This is a genomic window from Nonomuraea sp. NPDC049129 (assembly GCF_040648495.1).
Lineage (GTDB): Bacteria > Actinomycetota > Actinomycetes > Streptosporangiales > Streptosporangiaceae > Nonomuraea.
In genome coordinates, this window is sequence record NZ_JBEZDU010000057.1 from 1 (window position 1) to 19,158 (window position 19,158).

Here is a 19,158-nt window from a genome sequence, read left to right on the forward strand (position 1 = left end):
ACCCCGCAACCCGATCCGCTCATGCAACGTACTCTCCGACAACCGCCGCGCCGTCTCCGTCACCCGATCCAACGGCCGCAACGCCCGATCAGCCATCAAATAGCCGAGCACGAACGCGATGAGCCCGATCACGATCATGATGACCACCGAGGACCGCAGCATCTCGTCGAGCACGCCGTCCGCCCGCTGCTGGACGTTCACCTTCTCGAAGACCATGTCGCTCTTGACGGCGCCCTCCTGCACGGGCCCGGCCCGCTCGCCGACGATCCTCATGCCCTTCGCGGGGAACTGCTGCTCCAGGGCCTGCCCCGTGATCAGGTACGTCGACCAGAGCAGCAGCGATCCGGCGACGAAGAACGAGCCGCCGTACAGGAGCGTGAGCCGCATCCTGAGCCCCAGCCGGTTCCATGGGCGCACGGCAGGGCCGTCGGGCTCCGTCACGACCAGCACCCCTTCCGCTCTGGGTAGAGGATGACGGACCACGTGTCAGCCCGGGGTAAGCCAGCATGATTTCCGTACGGTCGATTACGTGACCATCAACCGGCAGGCATCCGAACAGGACGGCGCACTCCTCAAGAATCGCGACTTCATGCTCTTCTGGACCGGGCAGAGCATCAGCGACCTGGGCGCGGCGGTGACGACGCTGGCGGTCCCCCTCGTGGCCGTCACCATGCTCCGCGCCACCACCTTCGAGGTGGGGGTGCTGACCGCCTGCGCCACGGCGGCCTGGCTGATCATGACGCTGCCCGCCGGAATGATCGTCGACCGCGCGGCCAAGCGCCCGCTGATGATCGGCTGCGGCGTGGCGCGGGGCGCGGTGGTGGCCTCGATCCCCGTCGCGGCGGCGCTGGGCCACCTGACGATCCTCCACCTGTACGCGATGGCCTTCCTCGTGGGCTCGATCAACGTCGTCTTCGAGATCGCCTGCCAGAGCTACCTGCCGGTCCTGCTGTCGCGGCGGCGGCTCATCGAGGGCAACGGCAAGATCGCCACGACCAACGCGGTGGCCCTCGCCGTCGGCCCTTCCCTGGCGGGCGGCCTGATGACGCTGCTGCACACCGCGGCTCGGGTGATGGTCGTGGACTGCCTCTCGTACGTGATCGGCATCGCGTCCCTGCTGCTGATCCGCACCCCCGAATCACGGCCCCCCGTCCGTGAATCCCGGAGCATGCGCAAGGCAGCGGCCGAGGGGATCACCTTCGTCCTGGGGCACCCGGTGTTGCGGCGCGTCGTGGCGTGCAGCGCGATCTCCAACCTCTGCGACGCCATGATCACCACTCTTGTGGTCGTCTTCGTGCTCGGCGACCTCGGCGCCGATCCCGCCACGCTCGGACTGGTGCTCGGGCTGGGCAGCGCCGGCGGGATCGTGGGCGGCGTGCTCGCCACGTCGTTCGCGAGGTGGGTGGGTCCGGCCAGGGCGTTATGGGCGGGCAAGCTGTGTCTCGGCGGGTTCACACTGCTCATCCCGCTCGGCGGGCCCGGCTGGGGCGTGCTGGCGGTGGCGGCGGGACTGTTCGCCTCGCGCCTGTCCACCGTCGCGTACAACGTGCTGCAGATCACCTACCGGCAGTCGATCTGCCCGCCCGAGCTGCTCGGCCGGATGAACGCGAGCATCCGGTGGCTGATCCGCGGCGCCATGCCGTTCGGCGGCCTGCTGGCGGGCACCCTCGGCGCGTGGCTCGGCGCCCGTACGACCCTGGCGGTCGCGGTGACCTGCTCGTGGCTCGCGGTGCTCTGGCTGGTGTTCTCACCGCTGCGGCGGCAGCGGGACATCGCTCTCACGCCGGATTGGTCCTGATCACCTTCCCCTTGGTGCTGGCCACCAGGTAGCCGCTCCGGTTGTACTTGTCGCTCACATAGACGAGCAGCGCCTCGCGGGCACCCAGGAACTCATAGGCGGGGTCCACGACGATGTAGTGGGTGGTGGGCTTGCGGACGCCCAGAGATTGGTCCGCCTTGCGGAGCAGGGCGGGCAGGGCGTCCCAATTGAACTTGGTCAGGTCCACCGGATCCTCGTCCGTGGTGCTGCCGCCGGGCTGGGGACTGACGGTGCCGTCGCGGTACATGAACATTTCGTAGACGCCCTTCTCGCCCTTGACCGGCGCCTGGACGCTCGCGTACTCGGGGTAGATCACCATTCTGATGACCTTGGTGCCGCCTATCGCCGGCTTCAGCTTGGCGATCGCGGTCCGGATCCCGGCCGGGGTCAGCAGGTTGCCCGCGTCGGCGGCGGCCGTCTCGGTGTCCTCGGGCGTGGCCTTGGGCGTGGTCTTGGGCTTCCGCCCGGATTTGGTGGCGGTGCTGGTCGGCTCCCCGGACCCGGTGGAACGCGGGTCGTCGGCGGCGTCGCCGTTCAGTATCGGGGGCAGGAACGTCCACACCAGCACGCCGACCACCACGACCACGGCGGCGGACACCGCGATCATGGCCGGGTGCGCGCCGCGCTTCGATCGGTGCCTGGTGCCGGTGACCGAGCGCGGGAGCGGCGGGCTGGTGTTCATCTGGGCGTACTGCGGGCCGGTCGGCTGCGGGCCCATGGGTGAGTGCGGGCCTAAAGGCGGGTGCGGGTACGGCGTGCCGCCCGTCGGCTGTGCGCCCATGGGCGGCTGCGGGAGTGGTGGGCCCGGGGCCCAGGCCGGCGGCGCGAGCGGCATCGACGCGGGGGCCTCGGCCACCGAGGCGAGCATGCGGTCCAGCGTCTCGGCGTCGGGCCGGGCGGCCACGTCGCGCGTGAGCACGTAGCCCAGCACGGGACCGAGCGCTCCGGCCCGCTGCGGCGGCGGCACCTCCTGGTTGAGCACCGCGGCCAGCGTCGCCAGCGTGGTGGCCCGGCGCAGCGGATGACGGCCTTCGACGGCGACGTACAGCAGCATCCCCAGCGACCACAGATCCGAGGACGGGTCGCCCTCGTAGCCGTTGATGCGTTCCGGCGCGATGTACTCGGGCGAGCCGATGAACGAGCCGGTCGCGGTCAGGCTGGTGGACTCGCGCACCGCGGCGATGCCGAAGTCGGTCAGCACCGACCGGCCGTCCGGCCGCAGCAGGACGTTGGCGGGCTTGACGTCGCGGTGCTGGATGCCGACGGCGTGCGCGGCCCGCAGCGCGGAGAGGATCTCGCGGCCGAGGCGGGCGGTCTCGTGCGGCGTCATCGGGCCGCGTTCGAGGCGTTCCTGGAGCGATCCACCGGAGACCAGCTCCATGACGAGCCACGGATAGCCGCCGTCGCCGTGGTCCACGATGTGGTGGATGGTCACGACGTGCGGGTGGTTGAGCCGGGCCAGGGCGCGGGCCTCGCGGAGCACCCTGGCCCGCAGCTCGCGGGCGCCCTCGGGGTCGCGCTCGTCCATATCCGGGTCGGGCGGGCGTACCTCCTTGAGGGCGACCTCCCGGTGCAGGGCCACGTCCCAGGCCCGCCACACCAGGCCCATGCCGCCGCCGCCGAGCCGTTCCACCAGCTCGAACCGGTCGTCGATCACCCGTCTGCGCATGCAGAGCAGCGTACGCTGTCGGCCTGGCCCAGGATGGGCCGTCTCATATACGGATTTTCCGCTATTTGTCGCTGCTCGCGGGTCATTCAGCCCGGCGCCTTGCGGCTCAGGTGCTCCCAGGCGCGGTACACCTCCATACGAGCCTGGTCCATCTGCTGGACGAGGTCGAAGGAGTGGCTACCGACGATCAGCCGCAGCGGCGGCTCCGGAAGATCGACCAGCTCCATGATGACGGGCGCGGCCGTGCTCGGTGCGGGTCCGGCGTCGTCGCCCCACATCTCGGCCAGCTTCGTCCGCAGGGGCTCGTACTCGGGAAGGTGCTCGGTCACCGTGGTGCCGACCGTGAACAGTCCGGTGTCGTACCCGCCCGGCTGAACGATCGTGACCTTGATCCCGAACGGCTCGACCTCCATCGCCAGCGCCTGGCTGACCGAGTCGAGGGCCGACTTGCCCGCCGCGTACAGGCCGACCGAGGCGAATCCCCCGCCGGAGCCCATCGAGGTGACCTGAAGGATGTGCCCGGAGCCCTGCTTGCGCAGGTGGGGGACGACGGCCTGGGTCACCCAGATCGCGCCGAAGAAGTTGACGTCGAAGTGGGCCCTGATCTGCTCCTCGGTGGCCTCCTCCAGCATGCCGAACAGGAACCCGCCGGCGTTGTTGACCACGACGTCCAGCCGCCCGAAGGCCGCCGCCGCCCGGTCCACTCCGTCCCGCACCGCCGCGCGGTCGGAGACGTCCATCGCCAGGCGTACGAGGCGGCCCGGATGCTCCTCGGCCAGCTCCGCGAGCGGATCGACATTGCGCGCCGCCGCCACGACCCGGTCTCCAGCGGCCAGCGCCGCCTCCGCGAACGCCCGGCCCAGACCCCGGGACGCCCCGGTGATGAACCACACTCGGGTGCTCGTCACAGGCCTCACCTCCTCGACTTCAAGACGAGACGATTCGTCTCGCCGAGATGGACAGCCTGCCCGATCTCATCGAGTTCGTCAAGACGGAACGTCTCGTCTCTCCGTACTGATATCCTCACCGGCATGTCCATCGCCAAGCAGCCGGACCCCGGCCGCCGCAACGAACGGTCGCGCCAGGCGATCCTCGACGCGGCACGCGAGCTCGTCACCGAGGTGGGGTACGCGAAGGTCACGATCGAGGCCATCGCCGCACGAGCGGGGGTGGGCAAGCAGACGATCTACCGGTGGTGGCCGGGCAAGGGCGCGGTGATCTTCGACTCCTTCCTGACGCTCAGCGAGGGAGTCGAGGGCTTGGCGCTGCCCGACACGGGCGACATCGAGGCCGACCTGAAGGTGGTCATGCGGGCGACGGTCGCCGAGTTCGCCGATCCGGCCTTCGAGGCGCCGATCAGGGCGCTCAACACGGAGATCATCCACGATCCGAAGCTCGCCGCCCAATACCGCGAGAAGCTGGCCGGCCCCGTGGACGAGGCCAAGAAGGAGCGACTGCGCAGTGCGCAGCGGGCGGGCCAGTTCGCCGCGGACGCCGACCTCGACCTGGCGCTCGAACTGCTCTACGCCCCCCTCTACCAGCGCTGGCTGCTCCGTTCCGGGCCGCTCACACCCGAGTACGCCGACGCCCTGGTGGAGCTGACACTCAAGGCGTTCCGCCCGCTGGAGTAGTGCGGGCCCTACCCCTAAGTAGCCCGGCAACCTGACTGATCTTGAGGGCCGGAGAGCCAAGGATTGGGACATCACCCCAGGGAAAGAGGAGATGTCCAAAATGCGGAAGTACCTCGCAGCAGCCGCGGCCGCCGTCGTGCTCCTGAGCGCCGCCTCGCCGGCCATGGCCGCCGTCGCCACCACTGAAGGCGTCCAGCAGCATGTCGACCGGCTGACCAAGCAGGACGGTCTGACCGGCGCGGTGGTCTCGGTGCGTGACGCGAACGGCCGCACCACCACGTGGACCTCCGGCACGGCCCAGCGTGGCACCGGCAAGCCGATGGTCGGCGCCGACGGACGGTTCCGCGTGGCCAGCGTGACCAAACCGGTCATCGCGGTGACCGTGCTGCGCCTGGCCGCCGAGGGCAAGGTGGACCTGGACGAGCGGGTCGAGCACTACCTGCCCGGCTCGCTCGACGGCCGGCCGATCACCATCCGCCAGCTCCTCCTGCACACCAGCGGTCTGCCCGAGTACTTCGACCTGGTCGACTGGACCAAGCCCGCGATCCCCGCCGACCACCTCGCGCTGGCGATGACCCGCGAGCCCGTGGGCAAGCCCGGCGAGCGCTGGTTCTACTCCAACACCAACTTCCTGGTCGCGGGCATGCTCATCGAGAAGGTGACCGGCAAGGACTTCCGCCGGGTCACCGAGGACACCGTGCTGCGCGGCCTGCCCGGTACGTACTGGCCCAAGAACGGCGAGCTGGACATCCGTGGCGAGCACGCGCACAACTACGGCGTGAACCCGATGGACCCGAAGGGCGGCGAGACGGACATCACCCAGCTGCCCGGCTACGGCTTCGGGGCGGGCGGCGGGCTGGTCTCCACACCGGCGGACCTGAACCGGTTCTGGCAGGCCATCCCCCAGCGGACGCTGCGGACCATGCTCACCGGCACGGTCCCCGCCACCGACCCGGCGGGCAGTCGCTACGGCCTGGGGCTGTACACCTACCCGCTGAGCTGCGGCCTCGCCCTCATGCACGACGGCGGTCTGCCGGGCGTACGGGTGCTCAGCGGGCGGAACCGGGCGGGCCGGGCGGCGACCGTGTACGTCACGGGCACCCCGAAGGACGATCGGCACCTCTTCGCCGCCTTCGACGCCGCCCTGTGCTCCCCGGCGAAGTAAAGCGGTTCAGCCCACGTGGACGTGCGGCCTGCGTACCGGGTCGGACTCCGCCTTGCGGAGGACCTCGCGGGTGAGGGGCGGCACGTCGCCGCCGCCGAAGACCAGGTAACGCAGCATCGCCACGACCGGGTTGCCCTCGGTCCAGTGGAAGTAGATGTGCGGTACGCCGCCGGTCCGGTCACGCAGGTAGAGCAGGAGCGCGGCCAGCGCGTTGGGCACCGCCGAGCTCTCGATCTTCAGGATCTTGTGGCCGTACCGCTCCTCGCCCTGGACGTGCAGCTCGGTCTCGAACTCCGACGCGTCCGGCACCGTCACCTCGACGAACAGGACCGGCTCGTTGCTGCGCAGCCGATGGGTGATCCACGTCTCGCGGAGCTTGTCGTTGTACTCGGCCTGGTCGCGCTGCTGCGGCTCATTCGCGATCACATGGATGTCGCCGCACGCCTCGTTGACGAACTCCTCGGCCAGCGAGTCCAGGTGCACGTCGATGACACGCAGCTCTGTGGAGCGCGTCGCCCGCGAGATCACCGACAGGCTGACGATGGCGGCGATGAAGAACGAGGCGATCTTCACACCGTCCGGCCGCTCGAAGACGTTGTCGATCAGCGTGTACGCCAGCACCGCCGAGATCACGCCGAACCCGGCCGTCGCCGCGTGCTGGCGTTTCTTCCTGGCCGACAGCGTCACGGCGACCGCCGCCGACAGCATGAGCACCAGCACGCCGGTGGCGTACGCGCCGCCCTGGGCGTCGACGTCGGCGTCGAAGATGATCGTGATGGCGAACGCGATGACGGAGAAGACCAGCACGAGGGGCCGCACGGCCCCGGTCCACTCCGGCGCCATGCCGTACCGGGGCAGGTAACGCGGCACCAGGTTGATCAGGCCGGCCATCGCCGAGGCGCCGGCGAACCAGAGGATCGCGATCGTGCTGATGTCATAAACCGTGCCGAACCAGTTGCCCAGATAACCGTGGGCCAGGTAGGCCAGCGCCCGCCCGTTGGCCTTGCCGCCCTCCGCGAACTCCTCGTGCGGGATGAGCACGGTGGTCACGAAGCTGGAGAAGATCAGGAACACGCTCATGATCAACGCGGCCGTGGTGAGCATCCGCCTGGTGCCGGCGATCCGCTCCTCGATGCCGCCCTTGATCACCGGCATCACCGCCACGCCGGTCTCGAACCCGGACATGCCCAGCGCGAGCTTAGGCATCACCAGCAGCGACAGCCCAATCATCGCCAGCGGGCTGCTGTAACTCACGCTCAGCGCGCTCTCCCAGTCCCACACCAGCCGTGGTGCCTGGAGTACGTGCACGATCCCGGTCGCCACCACCACCGCGTTCAGTCCCAGATAGACGAAGACGAGCGGGACGGCAATGGCGATCGCCTCGGTGAACCCCATCAGGAACACCCCGCCGAGCAGCGCCAGCAGCACCAGCGTGACGATCACCCGCTGCCCGGCCAGGAAGTCGGGCATGAACGGGTTCTCCAGCAGGTGCGCGGTGGCGTCGGCGGCCGACAGCGTCATCGTGATCACGAAGTCGGTCGCGGCGAACCCGAGCAGGGCCAGCACGAAGAACTTGCCCCACCACTGCGGGGCGAGCTTCTCCAGCATCGCGATCGAGCCCTGCCCGTACGGGCTCTCGGCGGCCACCCGCCGATAGACCGGCAGCGCGCCCAGCAACGTCAGGGCCACCAGGAACAGCGTGGCCAGCGGCGACAGCAGTCCGGCCGCCAGCACGGCGATGCCCGGCTGGTAGCCGAGCGTGGAGAAGTAGTCGACACCCGTCAGGCACATCACCCGCCACCACGAGTGCTTCACGTGCGGGCCGTGCTCGATCTGCTTGCGGTCGGTCTGCAGCCCTTCGAGCAGCCACGACCGCAGTGTTCCCTCAGTAGCGACCGGCCGTTTCGCCAGCACCATCCCGGTCACCCTCCATCAATATCGCGCACTACGCACACTAGTGACGGCAGATGGGTGTTTCGGCTGGTGAGGGCGTCAAGAAAACGTATATATCGCGCCAGACCGGCCACGAGGCCGGATGTGAAAACGACCAGCTATGTAACACGGTCGCTCACAGCCGCTTTGAGCTGGGCTCCACTGGCCGAAGCAGGCGAGCTGGAGGGGATCCGGCAGGTTCCTTTGTAACACTGGACAACGTGAGAATCACATGCCAATGTTAGGCCGCTTCAGCCGCCGCGTACCCCTTGGAGCTGGCATGACCCTGCCCGCCGCGCTCGCCGACATCCTGCGTGACCCGCCCCGGGCGTACTCCCCCGCGGCCATCTGGTGGTGGAGCGGCGAGCGGCTGAGACGCGACCGGCTGCGCTGGCAGTTGGAGCGGTTCGCCGAGGGCGGCGTGTGGAACCTCGTGATACTCAACCTGGCGCCGTCGGGACCGATGTTCGGCTCCGACGCCGACGACCCGCCGTTCTTCTCCGAGGAGTGGTGGGCCCTGCTGGAGCAGGTGTGCGCCGACGCCGAGGAGCTGGGGATCTCCCTGTGGTTCTACGACCAGCTCGGCTTCTCGGGCGCCGACCTCCAGGCCCGGCTGGTCGACGAGCAGCCCCGCTTCGCCGGCCGCTGGCTGGGCCCCGACGGCTCGGTGACCACGCGCGGCTTCGACTACCTGTCCGCGGAGGCGTGCGCGGTGCTGATCGACCGGGTGCACGGCGAGTTCGAGCGCCGGCTGGGGCACCGGCTGGGCGGGGTCATCGCCGGCTCCTTCCAGGACGAACTGCCCGCGGTCCCGACCTGGTCGGACACCTTCGCCGTGGAGTTCGACAAGCGCCGGGGCTACGACCTCACCCCGCACCTGCCGCTGCTGTGGGCGGACGGTGCGAGGGCGGGCGAGATCCGCCGCGACTACCAGCGCACCCGCGCCGAACTGGCGGAGGAGGCGTTCTTCCGGCCGCTCGCCGAGTGGCACGCCCGCCATGGCCTGCTGAGCGGCTGTGACCAGCAGGATCCCGCCCGTGCCGGTCATCCGGTGGAGGGCGTGCAGCTGTACGCCGACTACGCGCGCACGCACCGCTGGTTCAGCGCGCCGGGCTCCGACCACCACGGGGACGCGCGGGTGCATTCCTCGCTGGCCCACCTGTACGACCGGCCGCGCACCTGGATCGAGGCGTTCCACTCCAGCGGGTGGGGCGGCACGCTGGAGGAGACCTTCGACTGGCTGCTGCCCTGGCTGCGGGCCGGAGCCACCCTGTACAACCCGCACGCCGTCTACTACACGACCAAGGCGGGGTGGTGGGAGTGGGCGCCGCCGGCCACGGACTGGCGGCAGCCGTACTGGCGGCACCACCGCGTCTTCGCCGACGCCGTCACCCGGCTGTGCGCGGCCCTCTCGCTGGGCCGGCATGCCTGTGATCTGGCGGTCCTCATGCCCACCGCGACGGCCCAGGCGGACACGCGGCTCGATGGGGTGGGGGCGGAGGCCGCGCGGGCGCAGGAGGTGTACCGCGAGATCGTGGGGGACATGGCCTGGTTCCGGATGCTTCCTGGCGTCCTGGACCGGCTCGGGCTGGACGCCGACGTGATCGACGACGACTCGGTCCAGCGGGCCACCATCCGGCCCGGCCGGACCGGCGGGGCCGGGGACGGTGCGGCCGGGGACGGTGCGGGGGCGGACGCCGCCGTCGGGGACGGCGCGGCCCGGACGCGGCTGGAGGTCGCGGACGAGTCCTATGCCGGTATCGTGCTGCCCGCCTGCACGACGCTCGATCCGGCCACGGAAGAGGCTCTCGTGGCGTTCGCGGATCGGGGTGGGCTGGTCGTCGCCGTGGGCGTGCGCCCGGAGGGGCCGCTGCGCTCGCGGGTCCGCTTCGCCGCGACGACGGCCGACCTCGGTCCGCTGCTGTCGCCGCTGCGCCGGGTCGAGGCGCCGGTTCCCCCGCTGGTACGGGAGTTCGACGGCGCCACCATCGTCTACCTCCAGGCCACCTTCCCCATGGCGAGCCATGTGTCGGTCGAACGGCCGGGTGACCGCGGCATCGACCAGGGCTGGGACTCGGCCACCATCGACTTCGACCCCGCCCGGTACGCCGCCGAGATGCCGGTGAGAGTGCGCGGCGTCTCGGGGACCCCGCTGCTGGTGGACCCGTTCGGCGGCGGCGTGCGCGCGCTGCCGTACACGGTGGAGGGCGAGCACATCGAGGTCGTCGTGCCGTTCGATGCCGGGCCCGCCGCACTGCTCGTCTTCACGGGCGAGCAAGTAGTGGATCCCGAACCGGCCGCGTCCCCCACGGAGGAGCTCGATCTCGGCACCGGCTGGGAAATGGAGCTCGTACCCACCCTGGACGACACCTGGGGCGACCTCGGCCACTCCGGGCCGGTCCTGCACCGCTGGGAGGTCGAGCATCGCGTGGACGGCCTGAAGTGGCGGCCCGCATACGCGACGTTCGGCTCGCACGGCAGCCTGCGGACCGACGGCGAGGAGTGGCGGCCCGCGGTGTACTCGACCTCGCGCGGCATCAGGAAGGACCCCATCCACCGCCTCGACCTCGGGCCCAAGGGGCACGTGCCGGAGGAGTTCCTGGACTTCGGCCAGGTGGCCATGGGGCGGAGTGCCCGGTTCAGGGCCGAGCTGACCGTGCCGGAGCACGGGTTCCTCGCCGTCGGCGCCGCGGCCGCCAAGGCGGTGCGGATCGACGGTCATGACGTCGACCTGGACGACCGGGGCTACCTGGCGCTGGCCCGCCGGCCCCTCTCGCCCGGCAGCCACCTGCTGGAGGTCCGGCTGGTGCCCGAGGACGACGGGTGGCTGCGCGCGCACGTCGCCGTCGTGACGGACCCCGAGCACTACCTACGCCCGGAATGGATCACCGGTCCGGCGGGTCCGACCGAGCTGACCGCCGCGTTCACGCCGAAGGGGACCGTCCTCCAGGTGGCCTCGATAACGGCCTGCCGGGTGCTGGTCAATGGGGTGGAGATGGGCCGGCAGGGTGGCTTCGACCCGTACGCCGACCACCGCAAGCCCCGGGTCCGCCGCTACGACCTGGCCGGCGTGCTGCGGCCCGGCGCCAACGAGGTGACCGTACGGGTCGGTGACGGCGCCGAGCCGGTCCTGGTCGACGGCTGCGTCACCTCCGGCCCTGGCTGGTGGGCGGTGCACGACGGCGAGCGCGTCGCGGCCGAGATCCACCGAACGCAGTACTGCGACCCCGCCGCCCTGCACCTGCCGCGCCGCCCGCACCCCCTCCCCGGCACCTCCTGGCTGTCAAAGGACCGAAACGAACCGGCCGACCCCGCGTCCTCTACAGGGCTACCGGTCGTGCTGCCGACCGTGCTCGCCGAGCCGGGCACGGCGGGGCGCGTCGAATGGCTGCGCTTCCAGGTCCCGCCGGGCGCCACCGCCCTACGGGTGCCCTTGCGCGGCGCGGCCGAGCTGCTGATCGATGGTCAGCCGGCGGCGGAGGGCACCGGCCGCCTGGAGGTGTCCCTCGATGGCCGGACCGGGCCGCGCGAGGCCCTGCTCCGCGTCGTGACCGAGGCCGGGCACACCAGCGGCGCCATCCTCACCGGGCCGATCGAGATCGAGACCGGACCCGGCCCGATCGAGCTGGGCGACTGGGAGCGTTCGGGCCTGCCGGAGTACAGCGGCGGCGTCCGCTACCGCCGCGCCGTCCATCTCGACGAGCGCTCGGACACCGCTCTCCTGGATCTAGGCCGGGTGCGCGGCACCGCGGAGGTGCGGGTCAACGGCCGGTCGTGCGGGGTCAGGGTGTGCTCGCCGTACCGGTTCGACGTCGGCGCGGCGCTGCGGGAGGGTGAGAACACCGTCGAGGTCGAGGTGTACGGCACGCTCGCGCCGCATCTCGACGCGGTCAGCCCCACGCATTTCGTCTTCCCAGGGCAGCGGGTGAGCGGCCTGCACGGCCCGGCGCGCCTGCTGCTCGGCTAGTGCTCCAGCGACAGGCGAGTGACAGGCTCTTATGACGGTCGATCCCCGGCCGTCATCTGTCACAGCCGCCGTCCCTGTTCGGGCGGATCCGCGGCCGGCGCACCTCCCGCAGGCCCTTGTACGCGTACGGGTCGACGCCGGCGACCAGGACGATGTCGCGGTGGTCCACCTGCGCCATGGGCGTCCCCGCCGGGGGGACGTCCCACGGCAGCAGCGACTCTGCGCTCATGTAGTGATTGACCAGGGCCCGCCGATAGCCGCTCCTGGCGGTATTGGGCAGCGACTTGTGCAGCAGGTAGCCGTTGAACACGACCGCGGAGCCGGCCGGGACCTCCACGGGCACCGCGTCGGAGTCGTCGAACGGGAAGCCGTAGGACTCCACCGTGCAGTCGTAGCGCGGATCATCGTGCTCACGGTTCGGGTACACCACGCCGGATCGGTGTGAGCCGGGCAGCACCCAGAGGCAGCCGTTCTCGACGGTGGCGTCGTCGAGGGCGAGCCAGACCGCCGTGAGCGAACGGTCGCGGGTCGGGATGAACATCTCGTCCTGATGCCAGGCCTGTCCCGGCTCCCCTTCGGACTTGATGAACAGCATGGACTGCATGGACTTCACGTTCGGGCCGATGATCGTGGTGAGCGGTGCGACGATCGCCGGATGACGCATGGCGGCGAGCATCACTTCGGAGAGCTTGTGGGGGTAGTGGACGCAGAGGAAGCGGCGAAGAACGTCGTCGTCGGTGTCGGCGGGCCCGGCGGGGAGCGCCCCCTGGACGTCGCCGAGTTCGCCGCGGCAGATGCGGACGGCCTCTTCTACCAGCTTGTCGACCTCACCTGGACTGAACGCGTCCCGGAGGACGAGAAAGCCGTCGCGCTCGTATGTGCTCTTCAGCTCGGTGTTCGTCACGCCGTACCACCTTTCTCGAAGAAGCCGACCTCGCCGCCTTCCATGAGGACGATGAGGCTCAGCAGCGCGCCCCAGGTCTGGAACGGCTCGCTGTTCGGCTTGTCGCACGCGCCGCCGTGGCTGCTGGAGTAGTTCTCGTGCACGTGGCGCTGCTGGTTCCATTCCTTCAGCACCAGCCTGGAGCTGCCTTCGGCGAGCCACTCGGCGGCGGAGCGTTCCCCGGCGCGCAGCAGTCCCAGATAGACGAGGAAGTTCACCGGCGGCCACGCCCGTCCCGCCCAGTAGGTGCCTTCGCGGAGGTCGATCGGCTCGCTGCGCGGTGAGGTCGGCAGTATCCATTCGCCGCCGAAGCCGTCGTCGGCCATCAGGTGCCCGGACACCATGCGCCGGGTCCGTTCGCCCGTGCCGACGCCGGCCAGCAGGGGGTAGAAGCTCATCGTGGACAGCCGCTCGGTCGGCAGCCCGGTGTCGGTGCGCCTGCTGCGGTAGATGCCGCTCGGCTCGTCCCACAGGGATTCCATCGCCGCCACGACTGCCGCGTGCCGCTCGCGCAGCTCCGCCGCGGCAGCGCGGTCGCCGAGGACGTCGGCGATGTCGGCGAGTGCCTCGCAGTCGGCCGCGTACAGGCTGTTCAGCCCCACATCGTGGGCGGCGAGCAGGCTCTTGGTCTGGTCGAAGGGCACGTCCTCGAAGACGGGGTGATTGTCCCAGCCGGTCTCGCAGGTCGCGCCGAAGTGCTGGTGAATGCGGGGGATGTCCTGCGGCGAGGGGCACTCGGGGTCGAAGTACGTGGAGCCGGCGCACAGCAGGTCGCCGTCCCTGCGCACCCGCCACCACCAGCGGTTCCAGGACAGCAGCGGCGCGAAGGTCTCCTCCAGGAACCATCGGTCGCCGAACCTTCGGTAGAGCTCGCGGGTCACCAGCGAGCCCACCGGTGGCTGGGATCCGTCGTAGGTCTTGCGGCCGGTGCCCTGCTCGACGTTCGGTACGAAGCCCTCCGGCGTCAGGGCCCGCAGCATCTCGACGGTGTTGACGTAGGCGAGTTCCTTGCTCGACACGGCCGCCAGCAGCGCGTTGAAGAAGGCGTCCCAGCAGAACAGGGCGTAACCGCCGCGCTTGCCGACGTTCCAGAGCCGGCTGACGGTCGTGAGCACGCGGGACCGCGCGGGTTCGTAGATCGTGTTCCAGGAGATGGCGTCCCTGACGATCTCGCGGTGCTGCGCCATGGGGTCGGTGCCGGCCGTCCCGATCTCGGTGGCGGCGCGGGCGACGATCTCCGCGATCTCCGGCAGGTCACGGGCGCGGCCGGTGCTGAGCCCGACGGCACCGGTCAGCTCCATCGCCAGGTACGGCCCGTCGATGTCGGTGTAGGGGTCGTCGACGTGCGGTGCCGTACAGAAGACCTGGACGTTCCCACCGGGTCCCTCGGCGGTGATCCGGTCGCCCTCGCGGGTGACGGAGCCGGGCCGGTTCCACAGGTAGCCGACACCGACGGTCAGCAGCGCGCTCTTGGGCTGGTTGGCGGTGGGCGTCACCAGCACGACCAGGTCGTCGCCCGCGTGCGCCGTCTGCACCCGGATCGTGATGCCCGCCCACGTCACGATCGTCTCAGTGAAGCTGCCGTCGTAGGCGTGGCGGCCCAGGGTGACGGTCTCCGCGCCCTCGGTGCGGCGGCCGATCTGAGCGGTACGCAGCGAGGTGCCCCGGTAGTACTCCTTCAGGCCGAGGGACAGGCCCAGTGCGTCGGGGAGGAGAACATGGGTGAGCACGCTGCGCGTGTCCCAGGTGTTCCAGCCCTGGGCGAGCGCGGCCTGGATACGGGCGTAGTTCGTCATGTGTTCCCTCTCACCGGAATCCACACCCGCATGGCGTGCGGGCCGCGGTTGGCCCAGGCGTAGTAGGGGATCAGCGTGATGTCCGTAGGCCGCGCCGACGGGATCGGCTGCCCGTACGGCCGGTAGGAGGACTCAGCGGGTCCCGGCGCGAGCGCGCCGTTCGCGCGGAGCACGATCACGCCATCGAGCAGGTCCGGCCGGTGTTCGAGCCGCGGCGGCGTGGCGGGATCGAGGCGGATGTCCTCCAGGACGACGCCGGACGGCTGGTCGGGCTGTTCGATCGCGTAGACCAGCGGCCCACGGGTGACGGCGACGCACCCGCGCGTGGCGTCCACGCGGTCGTCGGCCACCAGGAGCCGAGGGGGCATGGGCATCCGCAGCAGCACCCGATCGCCGGGCTGGAACACCCGGCGCGTGCGGGCGTAGCCGCCGGGCGCCACCGGCTTGTCGTCCACGGTGGACCCTTCGGCCCAGTCCGGTACGCGCAGCGCCAGTTCCACCTCCCGCGGCGGCGCCTCTTGTACGGTCACCGTGACCAGGCCGTCCGTTGGGTACTCGGTTTCGATGGTGACGGTGAGCCCACCCGAGGTCAGCGTGCTCTGGGCATACAGGTGCACCTGGAGCCCGTCTTCCGTGCCGGTCGCCAGGTATGCGGGCAGGCCCGCCAGCGTACGCATCACATTGGGCGGGCAGCAGGCGCAGTTGAACCATGGACGGCGGCCGTACGCCGGTGCCCGCTGCACGTCACCTCGTGCGCCGGTCCGCCGGTGAAGCGTGTTGACGTAGAAGTAGTCCGCCTCGCTCAGCGACACCGCGGGCAGCAGGGCGTTGTACAACAGCAGCTCGATCTGGTCGGCGTAGGCGGAGTCCCCGGTGGCCAGCAGCAGCCGCCACGCCCACTGCATCGTCCCGATCGCGGCGCAGGTCTCGGCGTACGCCCGATCGGGCGGTAGCTCGTACGCGTCGCCGAACGCCTCGCCATCCCAGCGTGAGCCGACCGCGCCGGTGACGTGTTGCTTCTGACGGCGCATCGTGTCGTACTGCCGGCGTACCGCGGCCAGCAGTTCGGCGTCGCCGGTCTCGATGGCGACGTCGGTGGCGCCCGCGGCGAAGTAGACGGCGCGCACGGCGTGCCCCTCCACCGTCTCCGCTTCGCGTACGGGAAGCCGGTCGGAGTAGTGGGCGGGGTCGCCGTAGTGCGAGGGATCGAAGCCCGGTTTCGCGGCCCGGCCATGGCCGCGGGCTTCGACGAAGTGCCGGGCCAGGTCAAGGTACCGTCGCACACCCGTCTGCCGGTACAGCTCGACGAGCGCCATCTCCACCACGGGGTGCCCGTCCAGCTCGCCGCGCCGATCGGGGCCGAAGGTGTCGGCGAGGTGGTCGGCGAACCGGGTGGCGACCTCCAGCAGCCGGACCTGGCCGGTCGCCCGGGCCGCGGCCACCGCCGCCTGGATCAAGTGGCCCGCGCAGTAGAGCTCGTGGCTCATCCACAATCGCGCGTACCGTTCCTCGCCGCGGACCTGGATGGCGGAGTTGAGGTATCCGTCTTCGCGTTGCGCCGCCGCGATCGTCCGGCTGAGCTCGGTCAGGCGGTCCAGCAGCCCTTCGTCAGGGCTGCGCGCGTACTCCCAGGCGACCGCCTCCAGCCACTTGTAGACGTCGGAGTCCCGGAAGCTTGCCCCCTCAGCCGTGCCGGTGGACTCCCCCGCGGCGATCCGGAGATTGCCGATGTTGCCCGCCTGGACCAGCCGTTCGTGTCCGAGCCGGATCGCGGCCCGGTTGGCCTCCAGCCGCCGGGCCCAGAAACCGCCGGTCACCCGGTTGGCGGAGAGCGGGCGCAAGACCACCGCGGCGGCCGGACCGGGTACGGCCGTCACGATGACACCTGTCTGCGGAACCGGACGGCATCGGCGATGACCACACCGTCGGCCGCGTCACTGAGCTCGACATATCCGTCGATGCCGGCTTTGAAGGAGAAGGTGCCCACAGACGTCCACTCGCCCATGCGGACGTCGGGCACACCGCGCACCCGCTGGTTGACGGCCACCGGAGTCACGCCTTCGGCGTGGTGGACGACGTACGTGGCGTTGGTCGCCCGGTTGGGGTCGGCCGCGTAGGAGACGAGCACCTCGTACCGGTCGTCGCCCGGGAGCGCCGGTCGCCACCGCGCCACGTTGGCTCCGGTGCCGCGAGCGTGCGTGAGGTAGTTGAATCCGTAGTAGCCGGTGACGCCTCTGCTGCTCGGCCAGGTGCCGGTGGTGTCGAAGCCGAGCCCGCCGTTGTCGACGGTGACCTCCTCGCGGACGTCCGGCGAGGCCGCTGCCTGGATGAGGCTCAGCTGGTCGAGTGAGATGGCCGTGCCACCACCCCGGCCGGCGCCGGCCAGCGTGAAGCGGATGGTGTGCAGGCCCGGCCGCAGCCGCATCCGGTCCAGCAGAGCGACGTCGTAGCCGTTACCGCGGAAGGCCGTCAGATCCAGGGTGGAGTTGCGCGGTGTCTTCCCGTCCACGGTCACCGCCATGAGGCCGCCGTCCCCGGATCGGTAGTAACGCAGCCATAATTCCTGCTCACCGCCGTGGGTGACGATGAAGGGATATTCGATGAAGTCCCCGGTCGCGGCGGGGACGAAGGCCGCACGGGCACCGCCGCGCGCGGTGGCCTCGCGTACCACTGAAACCGTTCCGCCGGACCGGCGGGCACGCGGCGCCGAGTGACCCAGGTCGTGCGTCTTCTCGGTCAGCTTCGGGCCGGTGGCCAGGCTGTCCCGGCCCTGCGTCAGCCACTCCAGGTTGAACCGGGCGGCGGCCACGCGCCGCGGGGTGCCGTCGAGGTCGCCGTCGCAGCCGTAGAGGAGAACGATCGTGCCGTCGGACAGGCGCGCCAGATCCGAGTAATACCCCCGGCCAGGGTTGACGGAGCGGCTGTACCTGAAGGAGTCGCCCTCGTCGTAGCTCACCGCGACCGTCATGTTCCAGCGCATCGGCGCGTCGGGTCGGCTGAACAGCACGCGGTTGACGCCTCGGCTGCGTGGTCCGCCGGTGTAGCGGGTGAGGCCGGTGTCGACGCCGTTGAAGAGTCCGGGGCTGAAGTCCATGGTGGGGGGTGACCAGGTCAGACCGCCGTCCCCGCTGACCGCGATGTCGCGAGGCCAGTCGTTGCCCGAGCCGGGCCGGCTGTTCATCAGCACCGTGCCGTCGTCGCGCTGCACCAGCCTGGCCTCCCCCACGGTGGGATAGCCCGCGCCCATCGGCACCTCACCGCCCGCCTGCCACGTGCGGCCGTGGTCATCGCTGTAGACGGTCGAGGCGCCGTAGTGGCGGTCTGCGGTGGGGACACCGGTGATGATCGTGCGGTGGGAGACGGTGAGGAGCAGCCGGCCCGAGTCGAGCTGGATGCCGTGACCGGGCCCCGGACCGTGCATCGCCCAGTTGTAGGGGAAGTGGTCGAAGAGACCGGCCAGGCTGCGCGGTTCGCCCCAGGTGGCGCCGCCGTCCTTGCTGGAGTTGACGTACATCGTGCTGGAGTCGGCGGAGCAGCTGGTGTTCTCCGGCAGCTGCACGCAGAGCCCGTAGAACAGGAACACCTCGCTCGTCGTCCGGTCCACCACGAAGGTGGGGTTGGACCAGGACTGGCCGTCGACGGAGAGCGCCACCGCCTGGGACGGGCTCCAGGTCTGTCCCTTGTCGGTGCTGCGGCGGATGAGCAGGTCGTGCGGTCCGGCGTCGCACACCAGGTGCCGGCCTTCGGTGCAGGCCAGGATCGTGTCGTCGGGCAGTACGGCAAGGGCGTGCACGTGGTAGCTGGCCAGCGGATCCACGGCGGAGTCCCACAGGGTGGCCTCCGCGAAGAACGGTTCGGCTCCTGCTGGGGAAGCCGCGGCGGGGGATGGCAGGGCGGTCGTGGCGGCACCTGCGGCGAGGCCGAGGGCGAACGTCCGCCGGCTGATGGGAAAGGTCATGCGGCTCTCCTCGGGTCAACCTCCTGAGGACAGGACTGGACGGTACCGGCGATCTCCCCCGGACACCAGACGCTAATGGGTATTAGTAATTGCCCTCGATTGCAGAGAGCGCGTTCTCGCCCAGGTCCATTGACATTTCACAGGATCGAGAGCCAGACTTTGCGATCACTGTGTTAGGCGCATTAGGGCCTGTATGGAGTTCGGATCTTTAGATCGGTTGAAGGCTTCGGATCCACAAGATGGCTCCGCGTAGGTGGAGCCCGGCGAGATAGCTTTCG

General features: G+C 70.4%; 11 protein-coding genes and 1 pseudogene. 4 read left to right on the top strand and 8 right to left on the bottom strand.

Annotated elements, in window-relative coordinates; genetic code table 11:
• A pseudogene (locus AB0B64_RS60350) lies at nt 1-441 on the bottom strand (hypothetical protein); the annotation flags it as partial.
• 88 nt (nt 442-529) lie between these two features.
• Between AB0B64_RS60350 and AB0B64_RS60355 the strand changes: the two are divergent.
• Entirely contained in the window at nt 530-1,798 is a 1,269-nt protein-coding gene (locus tag AB0B64_RS60355) for an MFS transporter (protein ID WP_358207360.1), read from the top strand.
• Here the strand turns inward: AB0B64_RS60355 and AB0B64_RS60360 are convergent.
• Both AB0B64_RS60360 and AB0B64_RS60365 read right to left on the bottom strand, forming a co-directional pair.
• Nucleotides 1,779-3,488, bottom strand: coding sequence for a serine/threonine-protein kinase (locus AB0B64_RS60360; protein ID WP_357939338.1), 1,710 nt, complete (start codon nt 3,486-3,488; stop codon nt 1,779-1,781). The genes AB0B64_RS60355 and AB0B64_RS60360 overlap by 20 nt on opposite strands.
• A gap of 86 nt (nt 3,489-3,574) precedes the next feature.
• Nucleotides 3,575-4,396 (bottom strand): SDR family NAD(P)-dependent oxidoreductase, encoded by an 822-nt coding sequence (locus tag AB0B64_RS60365; RefSeq protein ID WP_358207367.1) that lies wholly within the window; start codon nt 4,394-4,396, stop codon nt 3,575-3,577.
• Between the two features lie 123 nt (nt 4,397-4,519).
• Here AB0B64_RS60365 and AB0B64_RS60370 point away from each other — a divergent pair, with 123 nt between their 5' ends.
• Together AB0B64_RS60370 and AB0B64_RS60375 are read left to right on the top strand one after the other, a co-directional pair.
• Entirely contained in the window at nt 4,520-5,119 is a 600-nt protein-coding gene (locus AB0B64_RS60370) for a TetR/AcrR family transcriptional regulator (RefSeq protein WP_358207372.1), read from the top strand.
• 100 nt (nt 5,120-5,219) lie between these two features.
• On the top strand, nt 5,220-6,284 hold the full coding sequence (locus AB0B64_RS60375; RefSeq protein WP_357939332.1) for a serine hydrolase domain-containing protein: 1,065 nt from the start codon (nt 5,220-5,222) through the stop codon (nt 6,282-6,284).
• Nucleotides 6,285-6,290: 6 nt separating this feature from the next.
• Here the strand turns inward: AB0B64_RS60375 and AB0B64_RS60380 are convergent, their stop codons facing one another.
• On the bottom strand, nt 6,291-8,201 hold the full coding sequence (locus AB0B64_RS60380) for an amino acid transporter (RefSeq protein WP_357939330.1): 1,911 nt from the start codon (nt 8,199-8,201) through the stop codon (nt 6,291-6,293).
• Nucleotides 8,202-8,496: 295 nt separating this feature from the next.
• Here AB0B64_RS60380 and AB0B64_RS60385 point away from each other — a divergent pair, with 295 nt between their 5' ends.
• Complete coding sequence (locus AB0B64_RS60385; RefSeq protein WP_357939328.1) at nt 8,497-12,183, top strand: glycosylhydrolase-like jelly roll fold domain-containing protein; 3,687 nt, start codon at nt 8,497-8,499, stop codon at nt 12,181-12,183.
• A gap of 52 nt (nt 12,184-12,235) precedes the next feature.
• On the opposite strand, the gene AB0B64_RS60390 is transcribed toward AB0B64_RS60385, so the two are convergent.
• From AB0B64_RS60390 to AB0B64_RS60405, 4 genes are read right to left on the bottom strand one after another with little or no spacing between them, the layout of a single operon-like run.
• A complete protein-coding gene (locus AB0B64_RS60390) occupies nt 12,236-13,087 on the bottom strand; it encodes a phytanoyl-CoA dioxygenase family protein (RefSeq protein ID WP_357939326.1) in 852 nt (283 codons plus the stop codon).
• Nucleotides 13,084-14,922 carry a trehalase family glycosidase gene (locus AB0B64_RS60395; RefSeq protein ID WP_358207387.1) on the bottom strand — a complete coding sequence of 613 codons (1,839 nt, stop codon included), beginning with the start codon at nt 14,920-14,922 and terminating at the stop codon, nt 13,084-13,086. The genes AB0B64_RS60390 and AB0B64_RS60395 overlap by 4 nt, the downstream gene beginning before the upstream one ends.
• Nucleotides 14,919-16,799: a beta-L-arabinofuranosidase domain-containing protein gene (locus AB0B64_RS60400; protein WP_358207393.1), complete on the bottom strand. Its 1,881-nt coding sequence runs from the start codon at nt 16,797-16,799 to the stop codon at nt 14,919-14,921. Before AB0B64_RS60400 ends, AB0B64_RS60395 begins: the two co-directional genes overlap by 4 nt.
• Nucleotides 16,796-18,880, bottom strand: coding sequence for an exo-alpha-sialidase (locus AB0B64_RS60405; protein WP_358207401.1), 2,085 nt, complete (start codon nt 18,878-18,880; stop codon nt 16,796-16,798). The genes AB0B64_RS60400 and AB0B64_RS60405 overlap by 4 nt, the downstream gene beginning before the upstream one ends.
• Nucleotides 18,881-19,158: the final 278 nt, after the last annotated feature.

Coding starts and splice junctions, on each gene's coding strand:
- AB0B64_RS60360 (WP_357939338.1), bottom strand. CDS start 3,488: ATGCGCAGACGGGTGATCGACGACCGGTTCGAGCTGGTGGAACGGCTC.
- AB0B64_RS60370 (WP_358207372.1), top strand. CDS start 4,520: ATGTCCATCGCCAAGCAGCCGGACCCCGGCCGCCGCAACGAACGGTCG.
- AB0B64_RS60375 (WP_357939332.1), top strand. CDS start 5,220: ATGCGGAAGTACCTCGCAGCAGCCGCGGCCGCCGTCGTGCTCCTGAGC.
- AB0B64_RS60380 (WP_357939330.1), bottom strand. CDS start 8,201: ATGGTGCTGGCGAAACGGCCGGTCGCTACTGAGGGAACACTGCGGTCG.
- AB0B64_RS60385 (WP_357939328.1), top strand. CDS start 8,497: ATGACCCTGCCCGCCGCGCTCGCCGACATCCTGCGTGACCCGCCCCGG.
- AB0B64_RS60395 (WP_358207387.1), bottom strand. CDS start 14,922: ATGACGAACTACGCCCGTATCCAGGCCGCGCTCGCCCAGGGCTGGAAC.
- AB0B64_RS60405 (WP_358207401.1), bottom strand. CDS start 18,880: ATGACCTTTCCCATCAGCCGGCGGACGTTCGCCCTCGGCCTCGCCGCA.